Below are 24,831 nucleotides of genomic sequence, written 5' to 3' on the forward strand. Positions count from 1 at the left end.
CCTCACCCTCAGCCTCTACTACTTGACCTAAACCAAAAAAGGAATATGCGATGAAAAAGCCTATTATTCTAATGCTCTGTAGCTGTATTGCACTGGGAATGGGAGTTGCCCATGCCGAGGACACTATGAGCAACACGGCAAGTAAAGAAATGAGTATGAAAAAGGATGATATGCATAAGCAGGAGATGATGAAAAAGGACGATATGCATAAACAGGAAATGATGAAAAAGGATGATATGCATAAGAAGGAAATGATGAAAAAGGACGATATGCATAAGAAGGAAATGATGAAAAAGGACGATATGCATAAGCAAGAAATGATGAAGAAAGATAGTATGAAAAAACCCATGCCTGAGGGTGAAATGAAGAAAGAAGGTAGCTCTTACTGATGATTAACCGGCCAGAGAAGGTGTGGCCGGCATCCTGTCTGTGATTTAACGCATTAATTTGATGGGCTTTTTACTTGGGTAATCAGCCCTAAAAACTCTCTTTTCAAGACCGCTTGAGACATAAGTTACTCGGCCAAAAACCGGGACGGGAGAACATCACCAGATTTCCGAGTAAAATCAGGATCAGACCAAGTACGGCATTGGCATGCCATTGATAACCTTCATAGAAGGTGGAGAGAGTGAGCGCTACAAGTGGAAATAGCAGAGTACTGTAAGCAGCAGCGCTGGCTCCAATACGCCCAACCAGACTGAAGTAAAGGGCAAAAGCGATAGCGGAGCCAAAAATAGCCAGATAAAACAAGGCGCCAAGATAGTGAGCGGAGAGTTCCAGAGTAAAACTACCGTGCTGTGCCCAGGCAATAACCCCCATCAGTATCGCCCCGTAGCTCATAGCATAGGTATTGGTCGACAGGACATCCAAACCGCGTCGTTGATGACGGCTGCTAATCATATTTCCCAAAGAGAAGCCGTAGGTACCCAGCAGGCTCAGGCCAATTCCTTTGAGTAATTCAGGCTGTAATTGTGTCGCCATAAGATCGTGCCAGAAAAGCGCTACAATCCCCGTCAGCCCTAATATGCTGGCTGGAATAAAGTTAGGGTTTAAACGTTGCCGGAAAAATATGAGTCCGTTCACTGCATTGAACAGCACCGCCATGGAGAAAATAACCGATTCCAGTCCGCTGCTAATATAAGCCGCCGCTTGATAAAAACAGTAAAAATTAAAACCGAAAACGCACATCCCCTGAATGACGCAAAATAGGTGATCCCGTAAGGCGATACGTCGTAATCGACGGCTAACCAATAGGATAATCAGCATGGTCAGAGTCGCGATGACAAAGCGATAAAAAATCGATTGGGTCACCGGCACGCTGCCCTGTTGCATAGTAATGGCAATCCAGGTCGTACCCCAAATCAGAACTACGGCGCTGTACAATAAAGCATTCATTGAATATCTCGTTCAGAAAATCATGAAAGAGATTATGATTCTTTCGCCCAATCTGTGCTTTCAGCCCTTTGCCAGCATTTGCATAATCTTGCGCATTTCTTAATAACTACGTAGTGAATCTCTGGTTTGCATCACGGCAACTCAGTAAACTGTGAATTCTGTCATATAAGGAGTTGTTGCGGTGAAATCCGAGAATTATCAGGCTTTCGATACCCTGAGAGGCCATAAGGCGCAGCTGCAAAATTCTGTGCGGCTCGGGTCTGGCATTCAGTTGGCAGCCTGGACCAACAGTCAGGATTGCGTCACCCTGGATAATCCGGATCACCATACTCTGAGTTTGTACGTGGCCGATGGCTATGAGTGTTATCACAAAACCGCCGGTGGCTGGAAAAACGGCGGTGGTCCGGATCGGTTTTGTATTATGCCGAAAGACAGTTATTCCAGCTGGGATGTGCGCACTAATCTGTCTTTCGTCCATTTATATTGCACAGACGATCATTTGCGTTCTTTGGCCGAGCAGATTTGGGACCGAAGTCCGGCGCAGCTACAGGTTGACGAGCGCGTATTTGCGGATGATATGCAAATTACTTTGTTATATCGGCAATTTTTACTCAGCTGTGATTGGCAAGATCGAGCCAATCAGTTGACCTTGAGCAGCGCCAGTACTTTATTGCTGACCCATATGTTGCGTCATTACACCCAATTGCAGTGGGCATTACCGCAGGTGAAAGGCGGTTTGGCTCCCAGCGTTTTAAAACGGGTTCAGGAATATATTGAAAGCCAATTGTCTCAGCCATTACTGCTGGCGGACCTGGCCAAATTGGCGGAGCTTAGTGAATTTCATTTTGCCCGAATGTTTAAGCAAAGCACCGGATTAGCTCCTCATCAATATGTCATGAAAGTGAGATTGGAGAGGGCGGCTTCATTACTGCGCCACGGCGATTTGCCGCTGACAGAAATAGCATTAGCCTGCGGTTTCAGCTCGGCCAGTCATTTTAGCCACCGTTTTAAAAGTGCCTTTGGCTATACCGCCTCTGCGCTTCGGCAAGAATCGCGCTGATAGTATTTAGCTGATAGTATTTAAATGCAGTTAAGCTTAAGCCGCGATAAGTTTTCTTGGCGAAAGAGTTTCGGCCGTCAAAATATGCAGAGTACGAATTTTGCCCACGATGGGCGATAGCGTTAAAAATAAGCCTATCTGACGTCAATTGATATACCTCAAAGTGTTCCTCTCTTTTCTTCAGCTTATTCATTGCAACTTTTTTGTGGCTATGCCGGAAACCGCATTTTTGCATGACCTTTCCCGAGGCCGGATTACGGCTGAGGTGACGGCCGTAAATAACAAATAATCCTAAGCGTTCAAAGGCAAATTGACACAGCGCCTTAGATGCTTCGCTACATATTCCTTGTCCCCACTATTCCGTACCGATCCAGTGCCCTATTTCGCCTTGATTCTGATGGATATCCATTAGGGAGATAGCACCTAACAGGCGGCCATTTTCAATGTCGCTAATAGCAAAAACGACCGTTTTCATTTGTTCCCAGGTTAGCGAATGGTCGGTAATCCATTCTTCGGCCAGTTCGACAGGATAGTGATGCGGAATAGTGGCGGTCATTTCGACGATGGCGGATTTCGAAGAACAAGATAGCGGGTAATGCAGATTTTCTGTCTAAAGAGCGGATACACTGAGTGCCACAATGATGATCAATAGGTGGGAAGGAAAAGTCAGTGGACAACGAAAAAATCAAACATTTGCAGGGCGTTAGTGAGAAAGCCAGAGCGGTGATGGAGCGTGAGAAGATCGATGCTCTGGTCGTCACCCTGTGCGATAACTTTTATTACCTCACCGGTTTTGCCAGTTTCTTTATGTATACCTTCCGCCATACCGGTGCGGCGGTGGCGGTATTATTTCGCGATCCCCACTTACCGTCACTGATCATCATGAATGAATTTGAAGCCGCTGGCGTAACTTTTGATATGCCTAATGTGGAGCTGAAAACCTTCCCGGTATGGGTAGACGTCGACGATCCCTTTAATCCAGAGCAATCGAATAAACGGCGAGAGCGCCCGATTGGCCCGCCGGTAACGGCCGTCTTCAATTTGTTAAAAGCGGCATTGTGTGATGCTGGCGTATTGGATAAAAAAATTGCCATCGAATTAAATGCGATGTCTCACGGTGGCAAAACTGTATTGGATCGCGTTGCGCCTGGGGTGCAGTGGGTAGATTCTACGCCGATTTTCAATGAAATCCGGGTGATTAAAAGTCCGTGGGAAATAGCCTATCTACGTAAAAGCGCAGAGATCACCGAATATGGCATTACGGAAGCCAGTAAACTAATTCGGCACGGCTGCACATCATCTGAGTTAACCGCAGCCTATAAAGCTGCCATTATGCAGCACCCAGAAACCAACCTTTCACGCTTTCATCTGATCAGCATCGGCGAGAATTTTGCACCTAAGCTAATAGCAGAAACCGCCGGGGCGCAGCATAGCGATCTGATTAAATTTGATTGTGGCGTGGACGTCGCCGGATATGGCGCTGATATTGCCCGAACCATGGTGCTTGGGCAAGCTACGCCGTTGGTTCAGCGAATTTACGACAGCATTCGTCTTGGACATGAACACATGCTGAGTATGGTCGCGCCCGGCGTCGCGTTAAAAGATGTATTTGATTCTACGATGGATGTTATCCGGAAATCAGGCTTGAAGCAGTACAACCGTGGTCATTTGGGGCATGGCGACGGAGTCTTCCTCGGTTTGGAAGAGGCGCCATTTGTCAGCACGCAGGCGACGGAAGTGTTCCAGCCCGGTATGGTTATGAGCCTGGAAACGCCTTACTACGGCCACGGAGTGGGCGCTATCATGATCGAGGATATGATATTGGTCACTGAGACAGGCATTGAGTTCTTGAGCAAATTGCCGCGAGAACTGGTTTCCCTTCCGCTCTGATGGTCCTGGAAATCTGAGTAAGATTTCAGCATGAAAATAAGTGATACGAAGCTGGTAGGCGATGATGGCTGCCAGCATTTACGGCATCAGTCGGGTACAGGCAGGAGAAGAAAATGCGGTATATGAATATTATTCTTAAAAGAGTCTACGATGTTCATCCTCCTTATGATCCCGATACTTTTCTAATAGATCGTCTGTGGCCACGTGGAATAACTAAAGTTCGGCTGAACGGTGTTATCTGGCTTAAAGAGATCGCCCCAACGAATGAACTGCGGAAACAGTTTCATCAACAAGGTGATTGGCCGGCTTTTGTAAAAGATTACACGATGCAATTAAATAGCAATGCTGTTGTATGGCGTCCGTTGCTTGAAATAGCAAAGGAGAGACCACTGACTTTGCTCTACGGTAGCAAAGACGCGCAGCATAATCACGCTATCGTATTGAGAAACTATTTGCATGCTTATTGCGAATGATTTAATGAAAAGAGGGAGGAGATATAAACAGATAATTCGGGTTTGGAATGAGGAGGAATAAGGTTTGAATGATTGCTACCGTTGCCTACACATAATCCACTCTGCCTTTAATTAAAAGTTGAGAAAATTCTTATTCTAGCGTGATGGAGATAATTAGGTTTTTTCCTAGCTATTGTCATTAACTCAACAAAATTTAATGCTATGCGGCTATTGCTTGACCCTTCATTGAACATCCCCCCCATTAGACTCAATCAAAAAAATGACATCATTGATTAATATGAAAAATAGAACGCTAACCAATTCAATAGATTAGCCCTGAATAGGGCGGGCTATGGATGATAAAAGCACGTGTCTATAAAAAATCAATAAGCTTATTGGAATAAATGAATTTCCCTATCTTTTAATATAAATATTCTTTTCCGTAATTATATCTAGGTCAATAAACTACTTATTTCTAGGCGCGTTCTGCTTTATTTTGACATCTTGTTATGCAACTTGTTGAATTTTAAGTTTTTTTTGTTGTTTTTTCAAATCTTCATTTTGTCTGCTTGGCGCGATATTTTGCGCTAAGGAATTGCGTAGATTTGGACTATTCAGTTGTTTATTGTGCTTTATGTGGCAAGAATGCAGGTGGATGGCCTTTAAATATCGGTTAAGTCAGGCTATTGACCTTACTTTTTGAATAAATTATCTTTGTAAGAAATCGACAGGCGTATTTTCTTTAAGATACTATAATTAACATCTTGCAATCTTTTCATCTCAGCTGAATCTCACCTTGTTTTTATTGGGATACGGATGTTGCTCGATAGTGCTGTTTTATCATTAAACAAAACGTTCGCTAAAGGGTTATAAAATGAGTAAAGCGATATTAACGCTGCTGCGTCCATTTCAAAGACCCAGAATGACTTTATTGGCATTATTTGTTTCAGGGCTAGCAGTTAATCCAGTTGTCGCAGATACACACTATGATTCATTAATTATTCAAGCAAGGGATGGCAATACCACGCCAATTCTAGATTTTCTACAAAAAGCGTCTTCTGCAGGAATGCTTAATAGCGGGCAGGTTGCCGACTGGCTACAAATTGCCGGTTGGGCAGGGCACGATAATGACGTTATTGCCATTTATCAACGTTATCAATCCAGTATGCAAATACCGGCCAGAGGATTGGCTGCGGTCGCGCGCGCCTATCGTAATCAAAAACGTTGGGATCAGGCGTTAGCACTTTGGCAGGCCAGCCTGAAAGCTGATCCTAATAACACCGAATTGATCAGTGCGATGATCATGACTCAGGCTGACGCCGGTCGTGATAAAGAGGCATTGCAAAAAGCCACCGAATTGGTGAAGAGAACGCCTTCTGCCCAGAGCTATCTGGCGCTGTCCTATTTGCACAGCGCGGCCAATCGTCACTACGCTGCACTGGAAGCGGCGACCAAGGCGATGGATTTTACACCGGTCTCCCCCGAAGTGATAAAGAATCATGTTGCCATGCTGCAAAAGAACCGTGTGGCGGCTCCCGCATTAAAAGTTGCGCAGGAAAATAGCAAACTATTCACTCCGGCGCAGATGCGGCAGCTTGAAAGAGACGCGCTGGCGGAAAAAGTACGCCAGGCTAGCCTGCCGACACGCAGCGAACAACAGCGTTTTGATCTGGCCGATCAAGCGTTGGAACACTATCTTGCGCTGCTGATCGCGTGGCAGAACAACCCCGAAACCCAGACGGACTATCAACAGGCGCGTATTGACCGACTGGGGGCAATGTTGGCTCGCGCGCAAATGACCCGTCTGATTAACGATTATGAAGCGATGCAGCGTGAAGGTTATACCCTGCCAGGCTACGCGCAGCGCTGGGCGGCTAGCGCCTATATCGACCGTCGTCAGCCGGAAAAAGCGGCGGCCATTCTCAGCGACATGTACTTCAAAGACGGCAAAACCGTTGCGAAGAATATGGGACTGGAAGATATTGATGCCACTTATTACGCGTTGCTGGAGAGCGAGCAACTGGATAAAGCTCAGGCCTTTGCCAATGCGGTGAGCAATCAGGCACCTTATCAGCTGTTTATGTATAACCTGCCGGTCAGAACACCAAATGATGAATGGTTGGAGGGGCAGTTTTTGTTGGCCCAATCGGAAGTTAATTCTGATGAATTACCGGCGGCTGAACGTCGTTTAACCAAGCTGACCGGTACCGCGCCGGTCAATATGGATCTGAGAATTGCATTAGCCAAAGTGTATGCCACGCGCGGCTGGCCGCGTCGGGCAGAAAGAGAACTGAAGCAAGTTGAAAGCCTGGAGCCGAGCAGTATTACTCTTGAGGCGGCGCAGGCTGAAACCGCGCTGGAGTTGCAAGAATGGCGGCAGTTTGAATTACTGATTGACGATCTGGTTGCCCGCGTGCCGGAAAACGTCACAACTCAGGAGCTGGCTCGTCAACGTCAGATTCGCCATATGTCGGAGCTGCGCATTTCCGGCGGACGCACTTTGGCATCGGATAGTCCACTCAGCGGTAAAAACGATCAGGGCATTGAGGCGCTATTGTATAGCCCGCCCATTGATGAAAACTGGCGCGTATTTACCGGCGGTTCCTTTGATAATAGCCATTTCGAAGAAGGCCGTGGCATCAACCGGGTGCTACGTTTAGGGGCCGAATTTACTGCTCGCAATAACTGGGTAGAAGCTGAGGTCGCCAACCATAATTATGGTTATGGCAATAAGGTCGGCGGGCGCTTATCCGCTTGGCATGACTTCAATGACCATTGGCGCATCGGAGGTTCTGCGGAGAAACTGGCAAAAAACACGCCGCTTCGTGCCTTGAAAAATAACGTTAATTCGGACAGCGCAAACCTGTTTGTCCGTTGGAATGGCAGCGATCGTCAGGATGCACAGCTAAGCGTGACACCGTCACACTTCTCTGACGGTAACCATCGTTGGGAATACGCGTTCAACGGTCGCCAGCGGGTGTATACCGCGCCGTACTTGTCCGTCGATCTGAATCTGGATTTGTCCAGTAGCCAAAATACCAAAGAAGACACCTTGTATTACAACCCGAAAAGGGACTTCTCTGCCGTGCCGTCGCTAACTTTCGACCACATTATGTACCGTCGTTATAAAACCGTCTGGAGCCAACAGCTTCAGCTCGGAGCCGGGACGTATTGGGAAAAAAATTACGGAACCGGAGCCGTAACCTCCGTGGGTTATGGACAGCGCATTCAGTGGAATGACGTAGTGGATACCGGTGTTTCCGTAACCTGGGATAAGCGCCCGTACGATGGGAAACGGGAACGTGACGTCCAGCTATCTTTTGACATGAACTATCGCTTTTAAGGAATCCTCGCCATGCCGACATTCTCATTCTTAATCCGGCTGCTCGTGGTTGGGATAGTAACGCTGGTGCCTGCCTCTTACGCGGAGTCAGATATTCCAGAGTTTACCCCACCGGCGATGCGGACGTTGCCGCAAAGTGAAAAACCTTGGAAAACCAATGACTTTGTGGTTATCGCCTACCACGACGTGGAAGACGTAGCTGCCGATCAGCGCTACCTCAGCGTGCGTAGCAGCGCATTGAACGATCAATTTGCCTGGCTGCGGAACAATAACTATGTTCCGGTCTCCATTGAGCAGATTTTAACCGCGCGTAATGGCGGTAAACCTTTGCCGAAAAAGGCCGTTTTACTGACGTTTGATGACGGTTACAGCAGCTTTTACGAAAGAGTTTATCCGCTGTTGATCGCCTATAACTGGCCGGCCTTATTGGCACCGGTTGGCACTTGGTTGGATACGCCGATGGATAAAAAGGTGAACTTTGGCGGATTAATGACTGACCGCAAGCGCTTTGCTACCTGGGATCAGATCCGCGAAATGTCGCGCTCTGGTTTAGTCGAAATTGGTGCGCATACCTATGCTTCTCACTATGGTGCCAACGGCAACCCGCAAGGGAATACCGAACCGGCGGCGGTGAGCCGTATTTACGATCGTAAAACTCAAACCTACGAATCGGAAGCCGCTTATCGTCAACGCATGGAAAAAGACGTGGCGCTGATTACTGAGCGGATCAAACAGGCTACGGGAAAATCGCCGCGGGCTTGGGTCTGGCCGTATGGTGCGGCAGGGGGCACGGCGCTGGAAATTGTCGCCAACCACGGTTATCAACTGGCCTTCACGTTGGAGCCGGGTATTGGCAACGTGAATAATTTAATGAGTATTCCACGCATTTTGATCAGCAATAATCCTCCCATCAAAGATTTTGCGCAGTCCGTCAATAGCGTGCAGGAAAAAGAGATCATGCGCGTGGCGCACGTTGATCTGGATTATCTCTACGATCCCGATCCTGTCCAGCAAGGGAAAAATCTGGATAAACTGATTCAGCGCATTTATGACCTTCGGATAAATACCGTGTTCCTACAGGCATTCTCTGATCCAAAAGGCGACGGGAATATTCGTCAGGTGTATTTCCCTAACCGTTGGATACCGATGCGTGCTGATTTGTTTAACCGGGTTTCATGGCAGCTGGCCTCTCGCGCTGAGGTGCGGGTTTATGCCTGGATGCCGGTTCTGGCCTTCGAAATGGATCCTAAACTGCCGCGCATTCAACGGATAAATATTGAAACCGAAAAGGTTGATGTCGATCCCAAGGCGTATCATCGCCTGACGCCGTTTAATGCGGTCAACCGTCAGCGCATTATTGAAGTGTATGAAGATTTGGCGCGTTATGCGCCGTTCTCAGGCATTCTATTCCACGATGACGCTCTGATGAGCGATTTTGAGGATGCTTCTCCGGATGCGATGGCGGCTTACAAAAAGGCCGGTTTCCCTGATTCCATTCAGGCTATTCGTCAGAACCCGGAAACCTTCAACCGCTGGACTCGGTTTAAGAGCCAGTATTTAACTGATTTCACCAATCAGTTAATGGAGCACACCAAAGCGATTCGTGGGCCGCAGATTAAATCTGCCCGCAATATCTACGCTATGCCGATTATCGATCCAAAAAGTGAAGCCTGGTTTGCCCAAAACTTCGATGAGTTCCTGGCGAATTATGACTGGGTAGCACCGATGGCGATGCCGTTGATGGAAGGCGTGCCAATGTCTAAATCTGACGAATGGCTGGCGAATATGGTGAAAACCGTGGCTAAACGGCCGGGGGCTTTGGATAAAACCGTCTTTGAATTGCAAGCCTTGAACTGGAGAAAAGCCGAGGGGCAGGATGAAATCAGCGGCGAAGTGTTGGCTGATTGGATGCGCCAATTGCAGCTTAATGGCGCGCAAAACTTTGGTTACTACCCGGATAACTTCATTACCAGCGAACCACAGCTGGAGACTATCCGTCCTGCGCTCTCATCAGCCTGGTACCCACTCAAATGACAGATAGAATAATTGCTTTTATTATCTTATGTTTAGTGTTGAGTATCCCAGCGGGAATGGTATTGATGTTCACCGGGGATGTTCTGCTCAACTTCGTGTTTTTCTACCCGTTATTTATGTCAGGAATCTGGATAACCGGAGGGGTCTACTTCTGGCTACGTCGTGAGCGGCATTGGCCGTGGGGGGGCGATGTTGAACCACCGGAACTGAAAGGTAATCCGCTGGTTTCCATTCTTATCCCATGCTTTAACGAGGGATTGAACGCGCGGGAGACCATTCACGCGGCGCTGGCGCAGACCTATCAGAATATCGAAGTGATCGCCATTAATGATGGCTCCAGCGACAACACCGGCGAAGTGTTGGATGAACTGCAAAAGGAAGATAGCCGCCTGAGGGTGCTGCATCTGGCTCAAAACCAGGGTAAAGCGGTTGCTCTGCAAATGGGCACAGCCGCCGCGCGCAGTGAATATCTGGTGTGCATCGATGGGGATGCGCTGCTGGATAAACATGCGGTGCCGTATTTGGTTGCTCCGATGATTGAAAATCCACGGGTGGGGGCAGTGACGGGAAACCCGCGTATTCGTACCCGTTCCACATTAATTGGGCGTATTCAGGTCGGGGAGTTTTCTTCCATTATCGGTCTGATTAAGCGCACTCAGCGGGTGTATGGGCAGGTATTCACCGTTTCCGGCGTTGTTGCGGCTTTCCGCCGTAGGGCGCTGGCCGACGTGGGATATTGGAGTCCAGACATGATTACCGAAGATATCGATATCAGCTGGAAGTTACAGGTGCGGCATTGGGCAGTGTTCTTTGAACCGCGCGGCCTGTGCTGGATTCTGATGCCAGAAACCTTGCGGGGATTGTGGAAACAACGTTTGCGTTGGGCGCAGGGCGGTGCAGAAGTGTTCCTGAAGAATATGTTCAAGCTGTGGCGCTGGCGTAATCGTCGGATGTGGATACTGTTCCTCGAATATTCGCTTTCTATTACCTGGGCCTTTACCTACGCCATCAGTATTCTGTTGTTCTTCGTTGGCTTTGTGGTGCCATTGCCGCCGGGTATTCATGTGGAGAATATATTCCCGCCGGCGTTTACCGGCATGGTGCTAGCATTGACCTGTTTGCTCCAGTTCGCCATTAGTTTGGTAATTGAACGCCGTTATGAGCCGAAACTGGGCATGTCGCTGTTCTGGATCATTTGGTATCCGATGGTGTACTGGATGCTGAGTTTATTTACTACGCTGGTCGCTTTCCCAAAAGTGATGCTGAAAGTGAAACGTAAGCGTGCCCGGTGGGTCAGTCCGGATCGCGGTATTGGGAGAATCAAAGAATGAGTGCGCCTCTGATTCAAACCGAGCAGCGTTTGCTGCCGAAATTGATAGATATCATCATTACCGCGTTTGCCTGGTGCGGTTTTATCTATCTGTTTGTCAATGGGTTGCTTGCCACTGTCCATCATGCCCCGCACGCGGGGACGATTCCGCTGCATATCTATCTGCTGGAAGGGTTAAGTACCATCGTGATTTATTTACTGATTGCGCTATTTAACGCCTTGGTACTGATTGCGTGGGCGAAATATAACCAGGTTCGTTGGCGGGTTGAGCGTCGTCAGCATCGTCCTCATTTAGAGGATCATGAATTAGCCAGCACCTTATCGGTTCAGGCTGAATTAATTGCTGAATTAAAAGGCGGTAATAATTTCGTTCTGTATAACGATGAGGATGGACGTTTGGTGGATGTGAAACTCGGCAACCGTCATTAAGTTAAATATTCTGAGATAAGCATCCCTCGGCCAGGCTGGGGGATGCTGACTTTATCCTGATGCTTTATCATCGGTGAGTGGTTAGGATTCTTCGTTATCATCGCCGTAATATAAGGTGCCGATGCGGATGATATCTCGCCCCTGCGTTTTGCGGTGTAGATTGGAATCGCGTAGGGAATAAATGCAGCCACAATATTCCTGCTGATAGAATTTTTCCCGCTTACTGATTTCAATCATGCGCGATGAACCGCCCATTTTTCGCCAGTTATAATCCCAATAACGTATCCCCGGATATTTATCCGCCGCACCTTTGCCACAGTCATTTATTTGCTGCATATTTTTCCAGCGGGAAATGCCCAATGAGCTGGAAATGACGTTAAAACCGTGTTCATAGGCGTATAGCGCAGTGCGTTCAAAACGCATATCGAAACACATGGTGCAGCGAATGCCTCGCTCAGGTTCCTTCTCCATCCCTTTGGCGCGTTCGAACCAGTTATCGCTATCGTAATCGGCGTCAATAAAAGGAATATTATGCTTCTCCGCGAAGCGGATATTCTCGTCTTTACGGATCAAATATTCACGTTTGGGATGAATATTCGGATTATAAAAGAAGATGGTGTACTCGATGCCTGACGCATTTAGTGCTTCCATAACTTCGCCGGAGCAAGGCGCGCAGCAGGAATGGAGCAGAAGTTTACTCTGGTTATCAGGCAGCGTGAGCTTGGGACGAATAAAGTCAGGCATATTTTTAACCGTAAATTTAAGTAGTTAGCCTTAAGTGTGTCGTATTCTTTTCTTTGGGTAAATCATTTTACGTTTATTACACCCCATTTAGGAATAAATGCAACAGCGAGAGCGGAATCGTTTACCGTTGATTTCATGATCAATAGTTGACGAATAATACTGTCACGTTCCTCCTTTTTTCTTTCGCTTATGCTAGCTTGGAACCGGGAAAAAGATGGCGAGCGTTTTCAATGTATAAAGAGGGATAGCCGTGAGATTAAATGAGTTTGGACAAGCAATTGGCGACGAATTGGCAGATTGGCAAGGCGCATTGTTACCGCAAAAAGAAGTGCTGAACGGTCGTTTCTGTTATCTGGAACCCGTCAATATGGCCAAGCATGAAAAACAGCTGTATCAGGCTTATCACAGTATAGAAGATGACCGCGATTGGACTTATCTCTTCAAAGCGCGTCCGGAAACAGAGGCTGAGTTTCATGACTATATGCTAAGCATGATTAACGCTACCGATGCCGTGCATTATGCCGTGATGGATACGCATGGAGGCCATGTAATAGGCACAGTGGCTTTGATGCGTATTGATAATAACAATGGCGTAATTGAGATAGGCTCGGTTAATTGGTCTCCATTACTGAAAAGAAACTCTGCCGGAACCGAAGCCATATATCTTTTACTCAGCTACGTGTTCGATACCTTAGGTTATCGCCGTTGTGAATGGAAATGTGATTCCTGCAATGAGCCTTCTCGGAATGCGGCTAAACGCTATGGTTTTAAATACGAAGGCCAATTCAGACAGGCCATAGTGGTAAAAGGGCGTAATAGAGATACCGATTGGTTCTCGATTATCGATGGTGAATGGCCGGAGGTTAAACGAGCGATAACACAATGGTTATCCACAGAAAATTTCACTGCTGACGGAAAACAAAAGAGACGCTTACAGGATTTTCAAACGGCGATTTAAGCTATTCGCTGCCTTGAGTTATTCAGGCGATTGCGTGTTCTATGAGCAGGGAGGCTTATAGGGTTAATGTGTACATTGGCACTATTGTCGATTGCTATTATGTTGGAGACAGGCAAAGGGTAAATAACGGAAACCGACCATGTTTTAATAAGAACAAAAAACGTACAGCATAAATAAATTATATTTTTTTACACTTGCAGCACGCGAAATGTGAGAGTGTCATTATACTGTAATCATCTGGCGGTAATTTTCACACGGTGTACAGCTTAGGCTGTTGTTTATCACTGCGAGGATCGCTAATGGTAAAGTCCTTGTTTGGGCTGTTGAGACAAAACCAAGTATTTACTACAGAAACTCGTTGTAACGAGGGCCGGCTCACCGACCCTGAATTGTCAACCAAGATCCAAAACCCTCCCTCTGATTTTTTATGTTCATCCCTGATAAGTTCCTCCTGCATTAATCTGAACCAGACAAAACCCAGTACGGTTTATCGTTCAGGTTATTTGCATTTTTTATTGGCTCTTATTGGCTGCAAAGGAAGCCAAAACCTAATCCGTATGTGAAACATAATCGCGCAGGCAATGACTGCTGCGGTAGGTGAAACAAACTGTAAGGTGCCACTATGGGAAGACAAAAAGCAGTGATCAAAGCTCGTCGTGAAGCGAAACGCGTGATTAGACGTGATTCACGTAGTCATCGTCAACGTGAGGAAGAGAATGTGACATCGTTAGTTCAAATGGGCGGTGTTGAATCTATCGGTATGGCGCGAGACAGCCGCGATACCTCCGCTATTTTGGCACGAACCGAAGCTCAGGGTCATTACTTGGAAGCCATAGCCAGTAAACAGCTCATCTTTGCCACCGGCGAAGCGGGATGTGGTAAGACTTTTATTAGTGCTGCCAAAGCGGCGGAAGCGCTAATTCATAAAGAGATAGATAGGATTATTGTTACCAGACCTGTATTGCAGGCTGATGAAGATCTGGGTTTCCTGCCCGGTGATATTTCCGAGAAGTTTGCGCCTTATTTCCGTCCGGTTTATGACATTCTACTACGCCGTTTAGGATCGTCATTTATGCAATATTGCCTGCGCCCGGAAATCGGTAAAGTTGAGATTGCTCCCTTTGCCTATATGCGCGGACGGACGTTTGAAAATGCGGTAGTGATTCTGGATGAAGCTCAGAACGTAACCGCCAGTCAGATGAAAATGTTTCTGACCCGATTGGGTGAAAATGTGACGGTAATCGTTAACGGTGATGTTACCCAATGCGATTTACCGCGCGGCGTGAAATCTGGCCTCAGTGATGCGCTGGAACGTTTCTCCGAGGATGAAATGATCGGCATTATTCGTTTCGACAAACAAGACTGCGTGCGTTCCGCATTGTGCCAACGCACATTAAATGCCTATACCTGATAATACTGTCGCGAGATGCTAAAACAGATTGATGGACGCGGAGCTATTTTAGAATCGACGGTGGGATAGGTTGGAATAAACGCTAGCGTAATTGGCAGTACAACCGCTAGCCGTTCAACAGGTAGGTTGTACGACAGACTATTTTAATGTTCTACAGGCCTCCGATATTACTATCGGGGGCCTGATTTTTTCACCGCTGTCAGGTATTTTTGCTAAAAAAATGACTCTTGTGCCGAAATATTATCGTCAAACATGAGATTTGTCGCTTTGAAGCGCAAGGATTCCAAACGATAAAATATTGGCCTTATTTGCATCATTCAATTTCGCTGGCGTGAATCCTCAGGCCTTATTAGCACTGGCTACGAGAGTGAATCAGCAAAATCTGGGCGACTCTTTGGTTATTTAACCCAAATGGTGTTCATGATAAAACGCCTGGGCTTAATGCTGCCTTAATAAAGAGTGGGAAGAGGTGAGATATGGAAATAACCACTCGTCTCATTGGTGTGTCGTCATTAAAAATAGGGAAACCACGGGCAGGTCTGCTATTGGGTCTGATATTGTTGGTGGGATGCACCTCGCAGCAGCAACCACCGATGGAACAGCAGAGCGAAAAATATCAATATCGGGTTGGGCACGAAGTACGTTCTTTGGTTTCTTTCGATGGAGAACAGAATTATGACTGATGTGTGTCCAATGGGATATTGGATGCCATAGAACAGCGTTTATTTGGCACAGTGCATTTATTCAGTTAACAGCTAGTCAGGCATCGTCGGATATAAATAAAAAGGGCAAGCCATAAGCTTGCCCTAGATTATTTGTGTCGATTCGGAATTACAGCATTATGGTCATCATATAAGCGGCGAACAGTGCCAAATGCGCCGTGCCGTTTAACACGTTGGTTCTCCCGCTGGAGAACGACACCTGACAAAGCACTAATACGCTGACCATCACCACCATATGGGGGGCTTCCAGACCAAAGGTTAATTCCTGTCCGGTTAATACCGCAATCAGGGTAACGGCTGGAACCGTCAGGGAAATAGTGGCTAATACGGAACCGAAGAATAGGTTCATTGCCCGCTGAACCTGATTAGCCAATACGGCTTTCAATGCGCCCAAACCTTCTGGTGACAGGATTAATAAGGCGATCAGGAAGCCGGTAAATTTGGCCGGCGCATTCAGTTCAGTCAATAAACTTTCCAGCGGGTTGGCGTCAAACTTGGTGACCGCAATAACGGCGATCAGGTGTACCAGCAGCCAGCAGGTATGCCACAGGCTACTGTGTGATGAAGGTTTTCCGTGGTGCGGATCGCTCGGATCATCGCTTTCATCTTCGTGTTCATAGACAAACAGACTTTGGTGAGTCTTGGTTTGAATAACCAGGAAGACGCCGTACATGGCCGCAGAAATCATTGCTACGACTAGCGCTTGCGCGACGCTGAAATTTCCGTCGGGTAGGGTAGAAGGCAAAACCAGAACAATAATGGCTAATGGGAATATTGCCATTAAATATTGTTTGATGCCGACTAAATTAACGTGCTGAGTGGCAAATTTTCGGCCGCCCAAAAGCAGAGACACACCGACCAGCCCACCAATCACAATCATAATAATGGAATATAACGTATCCCGCATTAGCGCTGGGGCAGCGTCACCCGTGGCCATCATAGCGGAAATTAAGCTCACCTCCAGTACCACGACGGAGAGGCTAAGAATCAGCGATCCGTAGGGTTCACCGAGGCGATGAGCCAGCACGTCGGCATGGCGAACCACGCTGAAAGCGCTGCTAAGAATGGCGACCAGAGCAATCAGGTTAATGACAATGATAGCGGTGAAGTTGTTGGTATCGCCCCAGACGTTGAGAATAGCCAATGCGATAACAGGTAAAATCAGGGAATACTCATGATGGCGAGATTTAGATCGGCCAGGATCGTTTTGCGACTTCATTTGAGGTGCGCTCCTTATTATTTTATAGCTCTAAAGTGGCGTTAACTCCGTTTGACGCACATAAAGCGACTATTTACAAAAAAAAGAGACTAAGATTAGCAAATAACAAGGGTTTGGCAGAGTTTCTTTACACGTTTTTTAAAAAACAATGATATTTGGTTAATTAGCTTATTAAGAATGGACATATCAGGGCGATATGTCCAAGTGGATATAGGATTTATTTCGAAATTTAACCGTCGAGATTATCCATCACATCATGGCGCTTCTGATGGTAAGCCTCTTCATTCATCCCTTCGCGCCAGTAAGGGACGGCGTAAAGCTGTTCGCGTTCACAGCCTTTTTCGCGGCGCAAATAGCGGCGTAGTAGCACCACTAACTTGTCTTCACCGGCCAGCCAAAACATCACATTTTCCGTAGGCAAGGCGAAAGAACAGAATTGAGTGACGATTTCATGAGTTTTCTCGGTTCCTCCGATAACCCAATTTAGCTCAACGCCAGCTGGTTTATCTAAATCCAGCACATCATGCGCGCTATCTACGCGCACGATGACCTGACCTTGCGCGTGAGCAGGCAAGGTTTCCAACAGAGCGGCGATAGCTGGCAGGGAGGAAGGGTCGCCAACCAGATAATAATGCAGTGCTGGAGGTAACATCGGCTGTGGGCCACCGGGATTGCTGATGCCGATCCAGTCATTTTTCTGAGCATGGCGGGCAAAATCTACCGCCGGACCTGGATGATCGTGCATGGCGAATTCAATATCAATTTCACCGGAAGCAGGGCGCACCGCGCGTACCGTATACGTGCGTACAATCGGCCGCATTTCCCCCTCCGGCCAGATAGGGCCTTTATCGGTCAACACCGGCAATGCGGGTTGGGTTTGTCCCGGCTGAGGCAAAAATACTTTCAGATGCGAAGCGGCGCAGTCTGCTGGATAGTCAGCTAATGAATCACTGTGGAAAGTAATACGTCGCAGGTGTGGTGAAATATCCAGCACTTCTTTAACTTGTATCAAACGAGGTGGCGTCGGGCGTTTCGCGGGCTGATTGGCGGTGGTGTCTGTAGTCACTCTCTCATCCTTTTCATTCTATTGGATATTCAGCTAATTGGGGCGCAGCGGAATAGATGAAACAATTGTATCACTGAGTTGTGTGAATGATAATTATTTGCATGAACCGAAAGTGCTATAGAACGTGCCGTGACGGGATTATTGCGAATGACTATTAGGTTTGTAATTTATCTGGCTATGTATTCTGCTGCGTCATCCGACTCTGGCAGCGCAGAATATTAAATATCAGGTACTGGCAGAAGAAAGGGATCAAGGCGCTATCGATTATCAGATTTAAAAGTAGGCGGCGGGGAAATTCCTCCGCCCGTATTTATTTAGGATTTCAATCAAACTAGATCGTCATTATCCGGAGTAAATTGAATTCGTACTTCGGTGCCGCCTTCTGGCCGCTGGCGTATTTCACAGTGTCCGCCCAGATTGTTCGCGCGATCTTGCATAATCATCAGCCCGTAGTGGTTGGGCCGTGCGCTACTGTCGCCAATACCCAACCCATTATCCTGAACCACCATCACCACCTCATCGTTATCGCGATAAACCCGTATGGAAACCTCGGTAGCCTGAGCGTGTTTATAGATATTGCTCAAAGCTTCGCGAGCGACCTGCACCAAATGAATAGACTGATGAACAGGAACCCCATCATTAGGTAACTGATAATCTAGATTAACCGGAATACCGATACGTTCGCTGAACTCGGCGGCGGTTGCCTCTAACGCGGCGCTTAGCGTAGCTTCGCTCAGTTTAAGCCGGAAGGTGGTTAACAATTCTCTTAGCTGGCGATAGGCGATATTTAACTCTTCGCGCATTTGCTGCATCAATATCTGACTGGCTTCTGGCAGATCCCTGGTTTGCTGCTGCAGGCAACTTATCTGAATTTTCAGGCAGGAAAGGGATTGAGCAATAGAATCGTGGAGCTCGCGGGCAATGGCCGAGCGTTCGTTCATGAGTAGTAATTGCTGTTGATGTTTAGCCTGACTCTCAAGCGCCAGCGTACTGGTCAACTGTTCTACCAACATGTGGATCAGCTGCAACTGTTCATCACTCAAAGGGTGATTCACCGGCTGTTTAGCCAATAATAAGCCGTATTGTTCCAGCTTATCGCTCAGGCTCCAACTCAGGGATTCCCACTGTTGATCTGGCGTCAAGGCGTTCTCCAGCTCGTGACTGCTGATAATGGTTCCCTGGGCAGTATGCAGCGGGTTGGCCTGACCTTCGCCCCCATTTTTATACAGGCAAATCTGAATGTTTTTCAGCGGCGTTAATAACTTCAGCTGATTGATTATGGGTTCTAAACGATCCGCCAGCGGCTGGTGGGTATGTAATTCCTGGCTGCTTTGGTAAAGAAAGGCCAGCACCTGATTTTTCTGCTGTAAATCAGCGGTTTTTTCAGCCACTCGCTGTTCCAAGTCGGCATAAATCAATGAGAGTTCCTGCGACATGCGATTTAATGCCAGACCGAGTGTGCCCATTTCGTCACGGTGACGAGTCAGGGAATAACGATGGCTAAAATCCCCTCGGGCAATGGCATTAGCCATGGTGATCAGTTGCAGCCATGGGCGAAGCAAACGGCGACGTAGATAAAAGGTTGTGGCGAGAAGCAGGATCAGGGTCAGCGCGATGAAAATCCATTGGATGACGGATACCAGAACAATACGCTGTTCCGTTTTGTGATCGATGGCGAGTACCAGTGCATCCAACTGGTGGACGAAATTGGCAACCTGCTCAGCCGCGTCTTCGGGGCGTTGAGCCTGCTGTAAACGAGGTTTAAGAGTTTGGATCCAGTACTGATTTAGTCGCTGGTACTGTTCGGTTAATCCTTCCCGCTGTAGGGATTGTTGCAGGTCAGCGCTGGTTTTATCCTGCTCCAGCGCATCGAGATAGGGTAAATCATGGCTATCCAGCGGCACCATCGACAGCAAACGGTAGCTTTGCATGCGTAGTGACCCGGCCTTATTGATAGCGTGGGCGTTACCCTGAATACTTTGAGCCATCCACGAAGAGATACTCATGCCGGCCAGTCCCAGCAGGCCTAAAAACAGCATTAGCAGGGCAACCTGATTAACAATCGGGATCAGGTAGCGTTTCATTCAGCGGAATTCCTTTGAGCAATAAACGCCGCTACCTTACCGTTTTTGTGGATAAAGTGTTAGTGCTAATGGCTCTTCATTCCCGCAGCGGTCATCAGCATACGGAACAGCATGGAGACGGCCAGTAGGGCTAATACGCTGCCGCACCAAATCAACACCAGCCAGCCCAATTTTTTCCACCAAGGTGCCGGTGTTGACAGCCTTGTCGAAGCGGGAGCCGTTTTTTTAAACATAGGATTTCCTGTTGTTCAAATGAATCCGAACGGGCTGGGATCGCCAGCCCGGAGAAATCAGTGATAGCCCTGATCGTGATTGATTTTTCCCCGGAACACGTAGTAGCTCCAGAAGGTATAAACCAGAATGATCGGGATAATAAACAGCGCGCCGACCAGCATAAAGCCGAGGCTTTGCATGGGCGCAGCGGCGGCCCAGAAAGTAATGGATGGCGGAATCAGATAAGGCCAGACGCTGATGCCCAAACCGCTGTAGCCGAGGAATACCAGTAGCAGCGTCAGCAGGAAGGGCGCATAGTGGCCGCGATTTTTGACGCTGCGCAACAGCGCCCAGGTGGCGACCAACACCAGAATAGGCACCGGCAGGAACCAGTACAGATTAGGCAAACTAAACCAACGTTCGGCAATTTGCGGGTGCGCCAACGGCGTCCACAGGCTAATCGCGCCGATAACCAGCAGTAGGAGTAAGGTCAGCGGCGTAGCCAAGCGCAGCATGGTATCTTGTAAATGGCCTTCGGTTTTCATCACCAACCAGGTACAGCCCAACAGCGAGTAAGCCACGACCAGCCCCAAGCCGGAGAACAGAGCGAAAGGCGTCAACCAGTCGAAAGAACCGCCGGTATAGGCGCGGCCCGTGACTTCAAACCCGTTGATAAAGGCGCCCAGAACCACGCCTTGGGTAAAGGTAGCCAGCAATGATCCGCCAATAAACGCTTTATCCCAGATATGCTGTTTTTCCGGCGTAGCCTTAAAGCGAAATTCGAAGGCGACACCACGGAAAATCAGCCCTAATAGCATCAAGGTGAGAGGGATGGTTAGCGCGTCCAAAATCACCGCATAGGCCAAGGGGAATGCGCCAAACAGCGCCGCCCCGCCAAGAACCAGCCAGGTTTCGTTACCATCCCAAACTGGGGCTACGCTGTTCATCATCAAATCTCTATCACGGCTGTCTTTCACCAACGGGAAAAGCATGCCGATGCCTAGATCGAAACCATCCATCACCACATACATCATGGTGCTGAAAACAATAATAACGAACCAGATTAGTGGAAGATCCATACCCATAATTAGCTCCTGCGGCTTTCAGAATGGTTATTGTCTAGGCTGTCACTGACGGCGGACAGCGGTCGTGCCGGAGTACGCTGTTGGCCTGGGCCGCCTTGTTCCGGTGAATCACCTTCGTGTTTGACCGGGCCTTTGCGAATCAGGCGCATCATGTAGGCGTAACCCACGCCAAACACCGAGCAATACACCAGCAGGAAGGCGAGTAGCGTGATGCTCATATGGATTTCGCCGTGGCCGGAAACCGCATCTTTAGTTCGCATCAACCCATAGACTACCCAAGGCTGGCGTCCCATTTCAGTGGTAAACCATCCGGCCAGCAAAGCGATCAAACCGGACGGTCCCATCCACAGGATAAAATTTAGGAAAGCTCGGTTTTGGTATAAACCGCCGCGCCAGCGTAACCACAGACTCCACACGCCAGCCACAATCATCAACATCCCCAATGCCACCATAATACGGAAGGCCCAGAACACCGCGGGTACGTTAGGGCGATCTTCTGGCGGGAAGGATTTCAGCGCGGGCACCTGTTTATCCAGGCTGTGAGTCAGAATCAGGCTACCCAAATAGGGGATTTCCAGAGCGAAATGGTTTTTTTCCTGCTCCATATCCGGCAGACCGAAAAGCACCAACGGCGTTGCCTCGCCGGGATGATTCTCCCAATGTCCTTCGATAGCGGCAATTTTAGCTGGCTGATATTTCAGCGTATTCAAGCCGTGTGCATCGCCAATCAGCGCCTGAATCGGCGCGACGATCAGCGCCATCCACATCGCCATTGACAGCATTTTACGCATGGCGGAAGTATCGCGACCACGGAGTAAATGCCAGGCGGCAGACGCCCCGACAAAGAAGGCGGAGGACAGGAAGGCGGCGGTAGACATGTGTGCCAATCGATAAGGGAATGACGGGTTAAAGATCACTTCAATCCAGTCCAGCGGTACCACCTGCCCGTTCACCACTTCAAAGCCTTGCGGCGTTTGCATCCAGCTATTGGAGGCTAAAATCCAGAAGGTGGACATCAGCGTGCCCAGCGCCACCATGCAGGTAGCAAAAAAGTGCAGGCCGGGGCCAACGCGATTCCAACCGAACAGCATCACACCAAGAAAACCGGCTTCGAGGAAGAAGGCGGTTAACACTTCATAAGTCAGCAAGGGGCCGGTGATACTGCCGGCAAATTCGGAGAAAAAGCTCCAATTGGTGCCGAACTGGTAGGCCATAACCAAACCGGACACCACGCCCATGCCGAAGTTAACCGCAAAGATTTTCGACCAGAAATGGTAAAGATCGCGGTAATCCTGATTTTTGGTTTTTAGCCACAGTCCTTCCAGCACCGCCAGAAAGCTGGCTAAACCGATAGTGATTGCCGGAAAAATAATGTGAAACGAAACGGTGAAAGCGAACTGAATGCGGGCCAGTTCTAGTGCAGTTAACCCAAACATAGGGACCCCTTATCAAACATGGTACTTCCTTTTATTTTTCATAGCGGTATATCGCAATAACGCGGCAGGTGATGGTTATCGCCGTGAAACAGATAGCGCCGAACCGGAAAACCCTGTCCCTGTGGGAGAATTATTCGAGGCAATTGCTGAGATCCTAAACCGGTCATGCGGCGGGTTCATCAATGCCCGAGGCGGTTTTTCGGGCTGGCGGGCTTGGCAGCAAGTTAACCACAGGTTAAAGTAGGTATAATAGTGACAGTTAACGCAATATTACCTATAACAGATGAATTATGACCCGATATGAGCAATTAGCCAGCCAGATTCGTACCCAAATTCAGTCAAAAGTATGGCAGGCCGGGGATAAACTGCCATCGCTACGAGAAAGTTGTAAGCAATCTGGGCTGAGTCTGATGACGGTGGTGCAGTCATACCAACTGCTGGAAAGTCAGGGCTGGATCGTGGCGCGGCCGCAGTCTGGTTACTATGTGGCATCTCGACCTACCCAACTACCGCAGCCGCAACGCGGTACCAAGCTGCATTTGTCCGAGCAGGTAGATATCAACGCCTTTATCTTTGATGTGCTACAGGCGGGGAAAGATTCGGCGATTATCCCATTTGGTTCTGCTTTCCCCGATCCCAGTTTGTTACTGCAACCGCGGTTATCCAAAGCGCTGGCCAGCGTAGCGCGGAAAATATCGCCACAAAGCTCGGTCACTAACCTGCCGCCGGGTAACGAGAGCCTGCGAAGGAATATTGCCCAACGCTACGCCGCCAGCGGTATGAATGTTTCGCCGGAAGAAATTGTGATTACCGCGGGCGCAATGGAGTCTCTGAGCCTGAGTTTGCAGGCGGTGACGGAGCCGGGAGACTGGGTCGTGATTGAATCGCCGGCATTTTATGGCGCATTACAGGCCATCGAGCGTTTGCGATTAAAAGCCATTGCCATTACCACTCATCCGCAGTTGGGTATCGATCTGGATTCTTTGGAGCAGGTTATCGGCCAATATCCGATTAAAGCTTGCTGGCTGATGACTCATTTCCAGAATCCGCTGGGTTCCACCATGCCGTGGAGCCATAAACAGCGGTTGGTCAACCTGTTACAGCAGAATAATATCTCGCTAATAGAAGATGACGTGTATGGCGAGCTGTATTTTGGTGCGGAACGACCACTGCCCGCCAAGGCGTTGGATCAGCATCGTCAAATTTTGCACTGTTCCTCCTTTTCCAAATGTCTGGCACCCGGTTTTCGCGTCGGGTGGGTGGCTGCGGGGGCTCACGCTCAGCGTATTCAGCATTTACAACTGATGAGCACCGTATCTGCCAGTGTGCCCACTCAACTGGCTATTGCCGATTATCTCACTCAAGGTGGGTACGATACGCATCTGCGCCGCCTGCGGCGGGTGATGGAACAGCGATTGAACACCATGCATCAGGCGGTTGCAGAAGCTTTCCCGCAAAACGTGAAAATCAGTCATCCCGGCGGTGGTTTCTTTTTATGGGTAGAAATGGAACCGCCGTTTAATACCAATGAACTTTATCTACGCGCGTTAGAGCAGGGGATCAGCATTGCGCCAGGGAGGATGTTCACTACCGGGAAGCAGTTTGATCACTGTTTCCGCCTCAATGCCTCCTTCCCATGGAGCAGCCACAGCGAGCAGGCTATTAAAACCCTCGGCCAACTGGTTTATCAGCTCAGTGCGCGTCGTTAGAGAGGGATATTCACAGCGCGAACACGCTTAACTCTTTTCCAACCAAATCGCGGGTGAGAATAATGCTCACCCATCGACCTGCTACCAGACACAAATTCGACAGAACAAACGCACTAAATTGACGCATTCACCGCCCATATATAGGGCGTTAGCATACACGCCTGTTATTATTGTGTTGCATAAATGTGATCGTGCAGAGCAAAAATAGAACTTCACATTATTTGAATAATGTTTCGCCTAGCCCCCGGTAA

Annotated in this window: 20 protein-coding genes and 1 pseudogene; 12 read left to right on the forward strand and 9 right to left on the reverse strand. The window is 48.4% G+C overall.

Annotated elements, in window-relative coordinates; genetic code table 11:
• Positions 1-50: 50 nt before the first annotated feature.
• Positions 51-389, forward strand: a complete 339-nt coding sequence (locus tag PL78_RS04035; RefSeq protein ID WP_064513323.1) for a hypothetical protein — start codon at positions 51-53, stop codon at positions 387-389.
• A 103-nt stretch (positions 390-492) separates the two neighbouring features.
• Here PL78_RS04035 and PL78_RS04040 read toward each other — a convergent pair whose 3' ends face one another.
• A complete protein-coding gene (locus tag PL78_RS04040; RefSeq protein ID WP_064513325.1) occupies positions 493-1,395 on the reverse strand; it encodes a DMT family transporter in 903 nt (300 codons plus the stop codon).
• Between the two features lie 181 nt (positions 1,396-1,576).
• On the opposite strand from PL78_RS04040, the gene PL78_RS04045 reads away from it, so the two are divergent.
• Complete coding sequence (locus tag PL78_RS04045; RefSeq protein ID WP_064513327.1) at positions 1,577-2,455, forward strand: helix-turn-helix domain-containing protein; 879 nt, start codon at positions 1,577-1,579, stop codon at positions 2,453-2,455.
• On the opposite strand, the pseudogene PL78_RS19465 reads toward PL78_RS04045, so the two are convergent.
• Positions 2,403-3,011, reverse strand: a pseudogene (locus PL78_RS19465) (GNAT family N-acetyltransferase). The gene PL78_RS04045 and the pseudogene PL78_RS19465 sit on opposite strands and share 53 nt — an antisense overlap.
• Before the next feature lie 113 nt (positions 3,012-3,124).
• Between PL78_RS19465 and PL78_RS04055 the strand changes: the two are divergent.
• From PL78_RS04055 to pgaD, 6 genes are all read left to right on the forward strand, one after another.
• Positions 3,125-4,345: a M24 family metallopeptidase gene (locus PL78_RS04055; RefSeq protein ID WP_064513331.1), complete on the forward strand. Its 1,221-nt coding sequence runs from the start codon at positions 3,125-3,127 to the stop codon at positions 4,343-4,345.
• A 122-nt stretch (positions 4,346-4,467) separates the two neighbouring features.
• On the forward strand, positions 4,468-4,818 hold the full coding sequence (locus PL78_RS04060) for a DUF488 domain-containing protein (RefSeq protein WP_120806253.1): 351 nt from the start codon (positions 4,468-4,470) through the stop codon (positions 4,816-4,818).
• Between the two features lie 853 nt (positions 4,819-5,671).
• A complete protein-coding gene (gene pgaA, locus PL78_RS04065) occupies positions 5,672-8,140 on the forward strand; it encodes a poly-beta-1,6 N-acetyl-D-glucosamine export porin PgaA (protein WP_064513336.1) in 2,469 nt (822 codons plus the stop codon).
• A gap of 12 nt (positions 8,141-8,152) precedes the next feature.
• Positions 8,153-10,174 (forward strand): poly-beta-1,6-N-acetyl-D-glucosamine N-deacetylase PgaB, encoded by a 2,022-nt coding sequence (gene pgaB, locus PL78_RS04070; protein WP_064513338.1) that lies wholly within the window; start codon positions 8,153-8,155, stop codon positions 10,172-10,174.
• A complete protein-coding gene (gene pgaC, locus PL78_RS04075; protein WP_064513340.1) occupies positions 10,171-11,505 on the forward strand; it encodes a poly-beta-1,6-N-acetyl-D-glucosamine synthase in 1,335 nt (444 codons plus the stop codon). Before pgaB ends, pgaC begins: the two co-directional genes overlap by 4 nt.
• A complete protein-coding gene (pgaD, locus tag PL78_RS04080; RefSeq protein ID WP_064513342.1) occupies positions 11,502-11,933 on the forward strand; it encodes a poly-beta-1,6-N-acetyl-D-glucosamine biosynthesis protein PgaD in 432 nt (143 codons plus the stop codon). Before pgaC ends, pgaD begins: the two co-directional genes overlap by 4 nt.
• Before the next feature lie 81 nt (positions 11,934-12,014).
• Here pgaD and PL78_RS04085 read toward each other — a convergent pair whose 3' ends face one another.
• The gene (locus tag PL78_RS04085) at positions 12,015-12,677 is read right to left on the reverse strand and encodes an epoxyqueuosine reductase QueH (protein ID WP_064513345.1); all 663 of its coding nucleotides are present in this window, start codon (positions 12,675-12,677) and stop codon (positions 12,015-12,017) included.
• Between the two features lie 250 nt (positions 12,678-12,927).
• Here PL78_RS04085 and PL78_RS04090 point away from each other — a divergent pair, with 250 nt between their 5' ends.
• The 3 genes from PL78_RS04090 (at position 12,928) to PL78_RS04100 (ending at position 15,729) form a co-directional block, all read left to right on the forward strand.
• On the forward strand, positions 12,928-13,635 hold the full coding sequence (locus PL78_RS04090; RefSeq protein WP_064513347.1) for a GNAT family N-acetyltransferase: 708 nt from the start codon (positions 12,928-12,930) through the stop codon (positions 13,633-13,635).
• Positions 13,636-14,257: 622 nt separating this feature from the next.
• Entirely contained in the window at positions 14,258-15,046 is a 789-nt protein-coding gene (phoH, locus tag PL78_RS04095) for a phosphate starvation-inducible protein PhoH (RefSeq protein WP_064513349.1), read from the forward strand.
• A 476-nt stretch (positions 15,047-15,522) separates the two neighbouring features.
• A complete protein-coding gene (locus tag PL78_RS04100) occupies positions 15,523-15,729 on the forward strand; it encodes a hypothetical protein (RefSeq protein ID WP_064513352.1) in 207 nt (68 codons plus the stop codon).
• 148 nt (positions 15,730-15,877) lie between these two features.
• On the opposite strand, the gene chaA is transcribed toward PL78_RS04100, so the two are convergent.
• From chaA to PL78_RS04130, 6 genes are all read right to left on the reverse strand, one after another.
• The gene (chaA, locus tag PL78_RS04105; RefSeq protein WP_064513354.1) at positions 15,878-16,987 is read right to left on the reverse strand and encodes a sodium-potassium/proton antiporter ChaA; all 1,110 of its coding nucleotides are present in this window, start codon (positions 16,985-16,987) and stop codon (positions 15,878-15,880) included.
• 229 nt (positions 16,988-17,216) lie between these two features.
• The gene (locus PL78_RS04110; protein WP_064513356.1) at positions 17,217-18,053 is read right to left on the reverse strand and encodes a siderophore-interacting protein; all 837 of its coding nucleotides are present in this window, start codon (positions 18,051-18,053) and stop codon (positions 17,217-17,219) included.
• A gap of 326 nt (positions 18,054-18,379) precedes the next feature.
• Positions 18,380-20,137 (reverse strand): nitrate/nitrite two-component system sensor histidine kinase NarX, encoded by a 1,758-nt coding sequence (gene narX / locus PL78_RS04115; RefSeq protein ID WP_064513358.1) that lies wholly within the window; start codon positions 20,135-20,137, stop codon positions 18,380-18,382.
• 65 nt (positions 20,138-20,202) lie between these two features.
• Positions 20,203-20,370, reverse strand: coding sequence for a DUF2474 domain-containing protein (locus tag PL78_RS04120; RefSeq protein WP_064513359.1), 168 nt, complete (start codon positions 20,368-20,370; stop codon positions 20,203-20,205).
• Positions 20,371-20,427: 57 nt separating this feature from the next.
• The gene (cydB, locus tag PL78_RS04125; protein WP_064513361.1) at positions 20,428-21,435 is read right to left on the reverse strand and encodes a cytochrome d ubiquinol oxidase subunit II; all 1,008 of its coding nucleotides are present in this window, start codon (positions 21,433-21,435) and stop codon (positions 20,428-20,430) included.
• A 2-nt stretch (positions 21,436-21,437) separates the two neighbouring features.
• A complete protein-coding gene (locus PL78_RS04130) occupies positions 21,438-22,871 on the reverse strand; it encodes a cytochrome ubiquinol oxidase subunit I (protein ID WP_064513363.1) in 1,434 nt (477 codons plus the stop codon).
• A 290-nt stretch (positions 22,872-23,161) separates the two neighbouring features.
• Here PL78_RS04130 and PL78_RS04135 point away from each other — a divergent pair, with 290 nt between their 5' ends.
• Positions 23,162-24,580 (forward strand): aminotransferase-like domain-containing protein, encoded by a 1,419-nt coding sequence (locus tag PL78_RS04135; RefSeq protein WP_064513365.1) that lies wholly within the window; start codon positions 23,162-23,164, stop codon positions 24,578-24,580.
• The last annotated feature ends 251 nt before the right edge of the window (positions 24,581-24,831 follow it).

Origin of the sequence: Yersinia entomophaga (assembly GCF_001656035.1) — a bacterium.
GTDB classification, from domain to species: domain Bacteria; phylum Pseudomonadota; class Gammaproteobacteria; order Enterobacterales; family Enterobacteriaceae; genus Yersinia; species Yersinia entomophaga.